Origin of the sequence: Armatimonas sp. (assembly GCF_031410135.1) — a bacterium.
Taxonomy (GTDB): Bacteria; Armatimonadota; Armatimonadia; order Armatimonadales; family Armatimonadaceae; genus Armatimonas.
Genome location: NZ_JANNYP010000580.1, coordinates 1 through 12,168 on the forward strand (window position 1 = coordinate 1; position 12,168 = coordinate 12,168).

At 55.3% G+C, this 12,168-nt stretch carries 9 protein-coding genes; 4 read left to right on the forward strand and 5 right to left on the reverse strand.

The genetic code is table 11. The features are described from left to right. Nucleotides 1-157 precede the first annotated feature (157 nt). Nucleotides 158-739, reverse strand: coding sequence for a hypothetical protein (locus RMO15_RS21375; RefSeq protein WP_309716854.1), 582 nt, complete (start codon nucleotides 737-739; stop codon nucleotides 158-160). Between the two features lie 27 nt (nucleotides 740-766). Here RMO15_RS21375 and RMO15_RS21380 point away from each other — a divergent pair, with 27 nt between their 5' ends. The 4 genes from RMO15_RS21380 (at nucleotide 767) to RMO15_RS21395 (ending at nucleotide 4,411) form a co-directional block, all read left to right on the forward strand. After that, on the forward strand, nucleotides 767-1,309 hold the full coding sequence (locus RMO15_RS21380) for a lysozyme inhibitor LprI family protein (protein WP_309716859.1): 543 nt from the start codon (nucleotides 767-769) through the stop codon (nucleotides 1,307-1,309). A gap of 39 nt (nucleotides 1,310-1,348) precedes the next feature. Further along, nucleotides 1,349-1,669: a TfoX/Sxy family protein gene (locus tag RMO15_RS21385; RefSeq protein ID WP_309716864.1), complete on the forward strand. Its 321-nt coding sequence runs from the start codon at nucleotides 1,349-1,351 to the stop codon at nucleotides 1,667-1,669. A 48-nt stretch (nucleotides 1,670-1,717) separates the two neighbouring features. Beyond that, nucleotides 1,718-3,883: an ATP-dependent helicase gene (locus RMO15_RS21390; RefSeq protein ID WP_309716867.1), complete on the forward strand. Its 2,166-nt coding sequence runs from the start codon at nucleotides 1,718-1,720 to the stop codon at nucleotides 3,881-3,883. 123 nt (nucleotides 3,884-4,006) lie between these two features. Beyond that, a complete protein-coding gene (locus RMO15_RS21395; protein WP_309716871.1) occupies nucleotides 4,007-4,411 on the forward strand; it encodes a hypothetical protein in 405 nt (134 codons plus the stop codon). Here the strand turns inward: RMO15_RS21395 and RMO15_RS21400 are convergent. The 4 genes from RMO15_RS21400 to RMO15_RS21415 all read right to left on the reverse strand — a co-directional run. After that, complete coding sequence (locus tag RMO15_RS21400) at nucleotides 4,387-5,496, reverse strand: DNA (cytosine-5-)-methyltransferase (protein ID WP_309716874.1); 1,110 nt, start codon at nucleotides 5,494-5,496, stop codon at nucleotides 4,387-4,389. The genes RMO15_RS21395 and RMO15_RS21400 overlap by 25 nt on opposite strands. A gap of 32 nt (nucleotides 5,497-5,528) precedes the next feature. Next, nucleotides 5,529-8,261, reverse strand: coding sequence for a M48 family metalloprotease (locus RMO15_RS21405; protein ID WP_309716887.1), 2,733 nt, complete (start codon nucleotides 8,259-8,261; stop codon nucleotides 5,529-5,531). Nucleotides 8,262-8,507: 246 nt separating this feature from the next. Then, nucleotides 8,508-9,392, reverse strand: a complete 885-nt coding sequence (locus tag RMO15_RS21410; RefSeq protein WP_309716892.1) for a hypothetical protein — start codon at nucleotides 9,390-9,392, stop codon at nucleotides 8,508-8,510. A gap of 105 nt (nucleotides 9,393-9,497) precedes the next feature. Then, a partial coding sequence (locus tag RMO15_RS21415; protein ID WP_309716896.1) for an RHS repeat-associated core domain-containing protein occupies nucleotides 9,498-12,168 on the reverse strand: 2,671 nt, incomplete at its 5' end.

Here is a 12,168-nt window from a genome sequence, read left to right on the forward strand (position 1 = left end):
AGGGCACGGATAAAGTGGTCGTCACCTGCGCCCAAGTGCCCTTGCCCAAGGCCGTCCGCTACGCCTTTATCAACTTCCCGATCACCAACCTCTGGAACAAAGAAGGGCTACCCGCCGGGCCGTTCCGCTCAGACATTCCCAAGTAGACCTTACTCAATTAGATACGAGCGCACTCGGGGGCAAATCCAACGATTATGGCTAACTCATCAGGCAGGCACTCGGGCGCAAGCAGATAGGCCGTTAGTCGCTTGTGCCCTTCCAGCACGGTCAGCGCCGAGTCGGGCGACTCTGCGACGAGAATCAGCTCGGGAAAGTGCGCACCTTCCCGTAGGGCTTGTGCCGCCTGGAGAAAGCCCTCGTTGCTCACCCCGAATACCTCACGACCGGAGCGAACGACCTCCGCTGCGACGCTCGGGAGGCGGGTGTGGTTGGACAGCTCGTTCCAGTACGAGTAGTCGATGTAGCGCACCTTGGCCACGTCGTCGCGGGTGAGCAGGGCGCGGTGCCACTGCACATGCTCGGGGAGGTCTTCGAACACATAGGCACGGTACCCCGCCAGAATGCGGCGACGGAGCGTGTTGTCGGCTTCGCTTGTGAGGTCAGGGTTCTCGATAACCAACCGCCTTGCTTTTTCCCGCTCCAGCAGAGCCTCAATCTCGCCGCCGAACCTGCCCGTCAGCTCCGCTTTGAGGTAGAGCGCAATCATGTCCTCAAACGACGTGGCATTGAGTAAACGCATAATGACGATTAAGGTACCATACGAGCCATGCAAGCACTGGATCAACACACACTCAACGCTCTGGCACGCGACGAGGCCGCGCGGGCGGATGCGGAACTTAACCGGGTTTATAGCCGCCTGCGCAGTGTGCTCGGGGCAAAGCCTGCCGCGCTCGCGGCGCTCAAGAAAGCACAGCTCGCCTGGATCGCGTTTCGCTCCAGCGAGGCGGAGGCGGTTGCCCTCGCCTTCGACGGTGGCTCGGCACAATCGCAGTTGCAGGCGGGGACTACGGCGGCTCTCACGCAGGAGCGGGTCGCGAGCCTGCTGCTCCTGCTGGCCGGGCCGAGTGTCCTGGGCGACGGCAAAGACCTCAAAGACGCCGACACGCTTCTCAACCGGCTCTGGAAAAGCGTTTTGGTCGAAGGCGGTAGCTCCGATGCCGCGAAGCGCCGCACCACGCAGGTCAATGCGCAGCGGCTCTGGCTGGAGTTTCGGGATGCCGAAGTCGCGCTCTGGAAGGTGCTGGGAGGGAGCACCACCGCCGCCACGGCTCGCCTCACCTGGGAGCGCTGCCGCCACCTTGACGGGTGAGGCGGGCAGAGACAAACGAGAAGCGCCTTTAGGAAAAAAATGACGGATAAAGCAATTGTCGATAGCTACCTTGTGCACCTGGAAAAGCTCGGTGTTGTGCGTGCTAAGCCCATGTTTGGCGAGTGGGGCGTCTATCTCAACGAGAGCTTCGCGGCGATTATCGGCGAGGGACGGCTGTATCTCAAGGTCAAAGGCGTGCCAGAGAAAGTCGTTGAGGAGCTTTTCGGCAATCGTAACCAGCCCTACGACGGCGCAAAAAACTACGCCGAAGCCGAAGCGACCGACTTTGAGGACGCAGAGTGGGTCGCCGCCGTAAAAAGCGCCTTGCTGGCCGCGAGAGTCTACAAAGCTGAAATCTAGGCAAACTTGCTGGCAAACGGGTGGGGCTTACGGTAGGATGAACTGCCCATGTCTGACTCCCCGATGCCCACGCCTACCCCGAAATCCATTGATGTTGCTGACCTTGCCGCTGGCCTGAACGAGCAGCAGCTTCAGGCGTTTCTGCACACACAAGGCGCGGCGCTGGTGCTGGCAGGAGCCGGGTCTGGCAAGACGACGGTTCTCATTCGGCGCATTGCACGTCTCATTGCCGAGGGCGTGACGCCGGAGAAGATTCTGGTGGCGACATTTACCCGCCGCGCCGCCGATGACATGGCCGAGCGTCTGGCAAAGCTTCTCGGGGAAGAGGCGATAGCAGGGCTCTGGATCGGGACGTTTCACTCGCACTGCTTGCGCATCCTCAAGAAAGAGTGGGCGGAGCGCTTTGGCAAAGAGGGGCGCTTTGATCTAGCCGACGAGTACTGGCAAAAGCGGGTCTGCAGAGCGATTCTGGGCAAGACCAGCCACTACAAGTCGCTCCCACAGCCGCCGTTTGGCCAGAACATGCGCATGGACCCAAAGCTCGCGCTCTTGGCCGTCTCGGCATCGAAGAACTGTGGCCATAGCTGCGAAGAGGCTGAGAGTGCTCTCTCGCGCCTCTACCCGGACTGGGACGAGGCACAGGTGCTGAGCGTCGCGAAGTTCTGGCGCTGCTACGAGAAGGCCAAAGAGAAAGAGATGGATGTCCTCTCGAAAGTCCCGGCCAAACGCCTCGACTTCGATGACTTGCTGATCGAGGCACTTTTTCTTATCCGCGACGATAAGGCGGCCAATGCGGAGTATCTGAGTAAGTTCGACTACATCTTAGTGGACGAGACCCAGGACACCAGTGAGGTGCAGTGGCAGCTCGCGCGCCTTCTGGCCAAGAAGCACGGGAACTTGTTTATTGTGGGGGATGTGGGGCAGAGCATCTATGGTTTCCGTGGCTGTGACCCCAAGCGCACCGTGATGGGCTTTCAGACCAGCTACCCCAGCGGTGAGATCATCCGCCTGCCCGCCAACTACCGCTCGCAGGGAACTATTGTGACGGTCGCCAATGAGCTCATCGCCCACGCGGAGCTCGATGATCGCTACCGACTCTTGATGGAGCCCACCCGGCTCTCTGCACAAGAGCCTTGGCTCTCGCAGCACTTAGACGCCGAAGCCGAGGCGCTCTGGGTGGTGGAGCGCCTGCGGGAGCAGATGAGCACCGAGCCGAACATGGCCTTTCGCGACTTTGCCCTGCTCTACCGCACCAATGCCTACTCGCGCTGCTTCGAGGACGCGCTTATCAATGCGGGCATTCCCTACCAGATCACTGGCGGCACGAGCTTCTACAACCGCAAGGAAATAAAAGACCTGCTTGCCTACCTCCAGCTCTCTGTGGACCCGAACTCCGAGGCGGGCACCGAGGCCTGTAAGCGCATTCTCAATATCGCCAGCACTAAGTTTGGGCGGCCCACACGCTCGCTGGGGCTGGGCTTTATCAAGAAAGTGGAGGAGCAGGCGGAGAAGAACAAGTGCTCGTTCTATGAGATGCTGAAAAACGGGGTCTATAACACCCAGCAGGAAGTGGCGATTCTTGACTTTCGGAAGCAGATCAAGGAGATTCACGAAGCAGGTGAGACCGCTCAAGCACGACTGGTCACGGCGCGGCTCACGGGCTACGACGACTACATTCTCAATGAAGAGGGTGAGAGCGAGGACGAGGGCGAGGGCTCTAGTCGCATGGACAACCTGGATGAGCTGGTCGCGGCGAGCAAGCGCTTCTTCGCACCGGAGGGCATGCTGACATTTGTGGGCGGGCAGGTGCGCAAGGCAAAAGACGCGGGCAAGGGCCAGGACGCGGTGAATGTGATGACGGTGCACAAGTCCAAGGGCTTGGAGTGGCGCTGCGTCTTTGTGGTGGGCTTTGCGATGAACCTACTCCCGCACCACCGGAGCCTGCGCTACGTCGACGGTGAGCTTCTGATAGATAGCCTTGAGGAAGAGCGCCGCATCGCCTATGTCGCCATCACCCGCGCCAAGGAGCAGTTTGCCCTCTCGTGGCCGCAGTACCACAACGCCAAAGCCCTCGGGCCGTCGCCCTTTCTGATCGAGATGCCCACTCTGGCCCCGCTTGTAGACGATGCCCTGCGCTCCCAGCAAAAAGAAGACACCGACGACTCCCAAGCCCTCGCCGATGAGGAGTTCGCCAACGAAGAGTATGAGGAGTAGATTGCCTGATGCGAGCATTGAATATTCTCGGGGCACTGGAGTACTACGAAAAGCATATCTTTTGCCAAGATCGCTTTGCCGTCTTTCAGCGCTATGGATTTTCAATAGTCGGAAGTACCCAGCGTGGACTGGGAGGTTTTTGGAGCGATTCTCACGGGTGACCAAAAACGGGTAGGCTATGGCTCCGATCTAACCCAGCTCGAAGTCAAGTCAGCGGTTGCGGGAAATAGCTTTGAGTATCAGTATCACAAGGAACATGGTGAGGAGAAACTCAATGAAGACCCGCAGATAGATCATCTATTCATCTCTTACTCCAAAGACTACACAAGTCTTGTGGTTCGCTATGTTGAAGCTGCGAGACTTGCGCCCGTTTTTGAATCGTGGCGGCAAGGCTACCAGGAGCGTTACGCCTCTGGTGGCCAACGTTTTCGCAAAAGTATCAGCTTCGGCTTTGTGGTTGAACATAGCGAAGTCATTTTGCGCGTTGTGGATGGACTGCAAGTCTATCCGACAGAGATCTCTCGGTAGAGAGGAATGAGGTAGTTCTCTGACAGCCACGTGACGACAGGGACGCAGACCGCATCGCCAAAAGCAAAGAGGGCTTGATTCAAGGGAACCTCTAGAAGAAAGCTATCAGGCGTTCCCATAAGCCGGGCACACTCTCGCCCTGTGAGCAGGCGAACATCATAGCGGCCGTAACCAAGTCGAACCAGAATCTGGCGTGCCGAGCCACCCTTAGGAGTTCTTAAACAGCCCGCAATGCCGTCAGTGCGCAGCTCGGCCATAGACTTGCCCTGTCGCATACGGCGAAATACCGTTCCGTACGACCAGCTCTGTGCCTGTCGCATCTCTTCCGCCTGACTACGATGTCGGTCACTCATCTGGTTGAGGAGATAGTCAGCACGCTCTTTACTCCACCAGTCTGAGTGCTCGTCGGGTAGCTCTTCGAGGACTTCGGCGAGAGAGATTGTTCTTGAAGGAGGACTTGGAAGTGGAGTAATGCACCACGAAATGTCTGGGTGATGGAGCATGAAATCTACGAGGGCTTTGGGGCGGACCGGAGAGGCAAGTGGCAAAGAGGAAGGCGCTTTTTCTCGATATTCACGCTGTACCCCAATAATGAATAAGCGCTGGCGGCTCTGGGGAACAAACCATGCAGCATCAAGTATAATTGCATCCACGGCATAGCCTAGTCGGTTGAGAGCTTGAAGTGCTAAGTGCAAGTCTGCTCCCTGATGGGATGTCAGAAATCCCACGACATTTTCGAGAAGGACAAGAGGAGGAATACGATCTTGTTCTTTAAACTCGCTTAAAATACGAATGAAGCCCCAGAATGCGGAGGATTCTTTACCTTGAAGACCTGCTCGGCCACCCGCAAGGGAAAGATCGGTGCAAGGAAACGAGGCCGTTGCTAGTGTCGCTGTAGGAATTCTTGCCGTCGCTAACTCATGAATATCGCCTCGGACAAAGTGATCTCGTCCAAAGTTGGACGTGTAAAGAGTCTCTTTATCTGACGAAATATCATTGGCGTACTTCACCTGCCAGCCTGTCTGCTCCAAGCCAAGACGCATCAGACCAATGCCAGCAAAGAACTCCACGACTGTTTTTTCCATACCTCGTACTTTACCTGAAAAAACTTCTGGTATTACTCTGGCTTGGAGCCACTTTCCATCAGTTGCTTTTCGGGGAAGCGGGCGTTTTTGAGCCACTCTACTCCCATGATAAAGCAGACGGGGGTGAGAATGGGCAGGAGCTGGCCGCGTGCGACTCCTGAGAAGGCCCAGATGCCGGTGATCATGAGGCCGAGTACCCAGAAATTGGGCAGGATGGCACGCGCGGTGCCCATCTGTCGTGGTGTGCGACCTTCCAGAGTGGCAAAGTAAGGCAGGCTCTCGGGCTCGGGGCCGGGATTGGTCTGTGCCTTCCAGCTCTTGAGGTGCTCTAGGAGGGCGGGCGTGGTGCTCAGGGGGTAGCTCTGGAGGCGACAGGCGGCACGCTCCCCCTGGCCCCAGCGCAGCACGACGGCGGAAACGGCACGCACGGCAGCGGCTCGCCAGGTGAGACTGACCTCCGAGAGCGCGGCACTGGTGAGAGCAAACTCGCGGCGCTCTCCGACAAAGTGCAGGGTGTCTTCCCGCAGCACCAGGAAGCCATAGTCCCAGTTGCCCCCGCTGGCGAGGCTTCGCGGCAAGATACCCGGCGTCATCCCGACAAAGTGCGCGGTGTCGTCTGGGGTGAGCTTGCCCTGTGCGATCAGGCTCTGGCGGAGCTTGGCGATCTCGTCTTTGGAGATTCCTAAAAACACGAAGAGAAGGGGATAGAGCGCAACTGCCGCCGCCGTTCCCAGCACCGACACAAGAAGAGGTTGCGCAAGGTTCACCCGCTCTAAAATTGCCGCGACAATCAGAGGGATTGCGGCACAGAGTATCAGGATTCCTAGAATCCCTCGCAGGTTCCGCCGCAGTCGCCACTGGTCCGAGAAGACAAAAGTATGCGAGGGAGGCGGAGCCGGGTAGTAGTCCTCATCGGGGGTGGCTTGAGGCGCAAAGACGCGCTCTGCGTCTTCGCGGGTGATGAGGTTGGCGCGGATAAGGTTCTCGGCGCGGCGCTGGGTGGAGGGGTGCGTGAGCAGTGACTCGTCCCAGCGGGTCCAGCTCTCCGGGCTCCCGTTGATCCGCGCCAGCTTTGCCAGCCCGGTCAAGAGCGCCAGAGGATCGCCGGTAAGCTGTGCGGCGAGCTTGTCGGCGGTGCGCTCCCAGCCACGCGAGAGGGCAAGCTGGAGAAAAGTCTGCCCCAGAATAAGAAGCGGGACATAGAGCCAGCCCAGCGCGGCACTGTTGGGGAGGCGTGGCACGAGAAAGATCATCAGGCCGATTAAGACAAGCGGGGAGTTGAGCCAGCCCAGGATCGTGGCGTGTTTCTGCTTGAGGTGCCCGAGCTCGTGGGCGATCACGGCATTGGTCTCGCGGCGGGTGAGGGAGGCGACAAGCTGATCGGTGAGGGCGACAATATTGCCGTGCGCGGCGAAGGCATTGGCAACCAGCGCTTTTCCCGTCTGGAGGTAGAGAACCTGGCGCACAGGAACTCCCATCTGACGGGCTAGGGCTTGCACACCATCGAACAGTGGCCCACTCTGAAGCGCGACGGTCGTGATGCCGCGTGCGCCCACCAGCGCGGGCAACAAGAACCGTGCGACAAAGCCCGCCACCAGCCAGCCAATCGCGCGGTGCAGACCCGGATCGCGCCAGAGTGCTGCCCGGAGCTCAGGCTCCTGCGAGACGAGACGCAGAAGAAAAAGAAAGCTTCCCCCAAATAATGCGCCCAGAGCTAGAAAGAAGCAGAGAACGGGGACATACTGAATCAAGTACTGCCCGCCGGTCTCGGCGAAGACATCTCGGAAGGTCGTCTCGTTTTTCTGGAGACGGCGGATCACCGGATGGGAGATGAGGGCGCAGGTTAGCTGCACCAGAAAGAGAGGAAAAGCCACACTGCCCATTCCCCGGACAAACGCAAACTCGGGGCTGGGCGGCCCTAAAAACCAGCCAAACACTTGCTCAGGACGCAGAGCGATGGACATTCCCAGCCAGATCGGGGAGAAGAGCAGGGTTCCATGGTTGAGCAGGCGCAGATAACCCGTCGCCACCGCACGCCGGGCGTCGTCGGCAGAGAGCGTCTCCAGAGCGTGCTGGGCGCGGCGGCGAAAGATCAGGGTCGCGATGACGGGAACCAAGAAGAGCAGAAACGGCGGGCCGAGAACCCGCGCGAGATCGGCGGTGTCCCAGCCTACGGCAAAGGTCAGCGGGATGGCATGGGCAGCAAGCTCTCCCGAAAACTGACGGAAGGGAGTGCGGCGGCTACGGGGTAGAGAGAGGGGGACTTTTTCGGAGAGCCCCTGGCAGAGCACGTGCCCCACATTGGCGTTGTTGAGACTGATAGAGACACTCAGCTGATCTGGCTTTTTCTCGGGAAAGAGTGCCTGGAGCGGGCGAGGATCGAGCGTGCCGCGCACTTCCAGCAAAGAGCGGGAGACAGGAAGCTGTGCCACCAGAGCAAAGCCCGTGATCTTGGGAGGCTTGACAGGTTTTGTGGGTTTGGCACCCTCGCTCTCGTCTTCGTCGGTGTACGCTTCTTCGTCCCATTCCTGAAGCGGATAGACCCGCAGGTTCTCGGGTGCGGCACCAAACGCCTCTTGAAGCGCCTGACGAGCGACTTCATTTGCAGGAGCCTTGAGCCAGCCCTCTGCCGTGAGCTGTACGGAGAGCTTGGTACGCGCAGCATTCAGCGAGAGACGGAGCGACGGTAGCTCGGCGGCACGGGCAGTGAGAGTGAGTAGCAGGCAGAGAAGACAGAGAGCAGAGCGCATAGGAAACCTCGACAAGGAATTCCCCATCTACCTGGCAGTTTCCTGCAAAGTAGGCCAAGCCACTCCGACGGAGTGGTTCACTTTTACACGCGGGTTCTTCTCCCACGCCAGCGCATTGCAGTTCGACGTCTAGCCCTTTGTCCAGACCTTACAATCATTCTCTCTCATTTCTCGTTGCCAAGTTTCTTATAGAGTAACTTTCGTCAAGAATTGCCACGCATTTCATAAGAGAAAAAAGGGAATAATGTTTACTGTTTGTATTTACTCTGATATATGTAATTCCTTATCAGCATAATTGATAATTATTATTTTCCCATCTAAAACATCCAGTCCTAAGACACCATCATGAGGTAAAGGGTTAGAATTGTTTTCATCACCTTCATAAAAAGAAGCAATTTCTCTTTTTTCTGACTTCATATTTTTTATTTTAAAATCTAATAAAGCAGTTGTGTATTTAAATGAACCATACAAATTTTTCACTTCATAACTCACATTGTCTTTTCCGGATATATTAGTTCCTGGAGATTTAATATCATTGACTGGCGTAGGTCTTTTATTTAATATTGTCCTAGCGCCACCAGTATCAAACTTCAATTTCAATAAACCAATGTTGTTTGCATGACAATCAATCGTCAAAGACAAGAAATCTTCTGTAAAACCAACAGGTACTTTAACAAAGTTTGTTTTGAATTTGCAAATATTTACTATTTCTTTCAAACTAACTTTTCTTTTGTTTTCGGGATAAAAAAGTTCCAGATATTTTTCTTTGAAATTTAGAACCGTTATGAAATTCATAATAAAGTTAAATCCCAAAACTCCATCGCATTTAATATCTTTAAATAGATCTCCTCTATGAACGAAAAACCCAAGCCTTATATTAACATCTCCGATATAACATTCAGGTGCTTCGGCATATGCTATGAGATTATTTTCTTTATAGTATTCTTTCGCAGTAGCATTAGCATTATCGAGATTCCTGAGTGGTTCATTTATTTGACGGGCAGCATCTTCGCTAAAAAATACAAAATGAGATCCTGTATCGACTATCATTTTATATATTTTATTCTTAATTTTTATTTCCGTAAAGTAGATTCCATTTACATACTTCAGTTTCAGTTTTTTAGAAGTTGATAGATTTCGTTTCATTCTTTCCTCACTCTTGTTGTTCTTGATGACGATCTACTGAGACAGTTGACAACTCAACTGTCTCAGTTTTTTACTCGGACTATTCTGTACTTGAGAACTTAGTTTTCAATTGCCTCCTTCTTGGGACTGAGTTGGCTTCAATGGATTGTATGCTTCGCCTGGTTTCAATGGGTTGTATCCTCCGACTGGATGAGTAGGTCGGCTGAATGGCGGAGGCTGCGAGGGAATAAGCGGAGGGCGTGTCCCACTGCCTTGTTTTGGTTTTTCTATGGGAGGCCCTGGCTTGGGCTTCCCGAAAGGGTAGTATATTATGGTCAGCTTACCTGGCTTACCATCTCGGGGAGGCTCATAAGTACCCGCAGTGTTTCCGTGCCCTAAACCACCACCTACAGGAGTAATTGTATCCGGATCAACAACAACTATTCCCTGAACAGGCTTGGTAGGACCTACAGGAAATTTTTCAGTTGGTTTTGTTGGAGGTTTTTTCTTGTCCTTATCCTTTCCCTTATCGGAAACTTTTTCCGTCTGCAAACCATCTGGATCAATTTTATAGGTAGGTTCATTCTCGCAGTAGATATACCAATTATAACCATCAGTACTTGGATCACGAGAGATAAAGCGCCCCGTACTCGCATCGTACATGCGATGCCCCAGCCGCATCAAGCCTGTTTCATCGTCTTGCTGATAATTCTCATTACCCGCGAATCCAAATGGTGTGGCAGTCGAACCACTGCTAGTCACCACAAGTCCAAACGCATCCGTGCTGCGCGAATCCGTTACGCTGCCGCTTGTGTTGGTCAGTGCCCTAACGCTTCCCAAAGCATCTGTATGGTAGAACTTACTCGTCCCTCCTCGGTTTTCTGAAATCAGGCCGTCGGCACCATGGAAATAACTAGCTACTCCGTCATTCAGGACTTCCGAGTCTATTGCATCATCGGCGAGGGTGTAAGTCGCTGTTGCCCCGCCCGTTTTCTGGACACGCTGGCCTAAGCCGTTGAAGACATAGTTAACCGTCGTGCCGCCCGTCGTCTCGCTCTTGAGTCTCGACTCTGCGTCCCAGCTTAGACTGATACTGCCTCCCGACCAACTTACGCCGGTGGTGTTGCCCGCATTGTCGTATGTGTACGATTTGCCGCCCGCCGTTAAGAGCTTGTTGGCATCATCGTACGAGTACGATTCTGTCGTGCCGCCAAGAACTTTGGTGGCTCGGTTGCCCGCGTTATCGTATGTGTACGAGATCGAGTAGGCACTCGTACCCGTCCGAGTCTCACCGGTTAGCTGACCGGCATTGTCATACGTGTAGCTTGTCGCGTAGCCGGAACCCGTATCGCTCGTTTTACGTCCCAGGCTGTCGTAAGCATAGGTAGAAGTCGCTATTGTCGTGCCAGACTTGACAGAAACGACCGAGGTTAAGTCCGTGGTCGTGCTGTCGTAGGCTATGGTCTCCACGCTTCCATCGGGCTTGCTCACGCTTGTCATTCTACGCGCGTTGTCGTACGAATACGAAGTCGTTTGGCTACCACCTACGACTGCACTGGTCATCCGACCGGCGTTGTCATAAGAATACGCTACTGTCGTGCCGCCCGCCGCTCTTGTAGAAAGCTGGTTAGCGTTCGTGTAGGAGTACGTGACAGAGCCTGCCGGAGCCGAGCGAGTCGTTAATCTAAACGCATTGTCGTAGCTGTAAGTCGTCGTGCCCGTGCCGTCCGTCATGCTCGTTTTCAGGCCGTCGCTGTTGTAGCCAAAGCTCACGTCCGCCGTGCTATCTGAATAATCTACATCCGTGGCATAACCTCTTGCGTCGTAGGTGTACGTTGCAGAGATGCCACGACCATCAGTACTCGTGACAACTTGATCGTTACCATCATACGTGTAGCTCTGGCTCGTGGTGTCAGGGTAGGAGATTTGACTGAGCTGGTTGCGATTCGTGTAGCTGTAATATGTTACTTTCCCGCGACCATCGGTGAAGCTCGTTTTGTTGCCAACCGCATCGTAGCCAAAATACACGGTTCTGCTCAGCGCGTCAGTGTGGCTTGTCACACGCCCGGCATCGTCATAGACGTAGCTATCGGTTTGGCTCAGAGCGTTGGTTTGGCTCGTCTTCATGCCACCCACATTGTAGGCAAACGTCGTGGTTCGACTTCCTGGTGCCGTGACACTGACCGTTCGCCCCAGGTTGTCGTAGCTTGTGCTCACGACTTTCCCAGTGGCATCCGTGACGCTGGTTGGCATCCCCAGGATGTTAAAAGCCGTCGTGGTCGTGTGGCTCAGAGCATCCGTGACGGTCGTTCGATTCCCGTAACTGTCGTAGCCAAAGCTCGTCGAGTGGCTTAGTGGATCGGTTGCCGCTGTCACCAGGCCATAGCCGTTCACCGTCAAACTGGTCGAATGAGAGAGCGGATCGCTGACGCTGGTCAGGTTCCCCGAAGAGTCATAGGAATAGCTCGTGACTTTCCCACTGGGAGTCGTCACGCTCGTGGGGTCGTTCTTGGCGTTGTAGGCCGTGGTTGTCACATTGCTCAAGGGATCGGTGACAGTTAGGACGTTGCCCATGCTGTCGTAGGTAATGTCCGTCGTGTTGTAGTTGGCATCCGTGACGCTCGTTTTGTTGAAGCTGCCATCATAGCCAAAGCTCGTTGTCACCCCGCCAGGAGCTGTCACAGTGGAGAGAGCACCAAACGAATAACTGTGAACCGTCGCATTGTTACGGGCATCTGTAATCGTCGTGCCCATCGAGGAGTACGCGTAGCTGGTCGTGTTACTCAGCGGGTCGGTC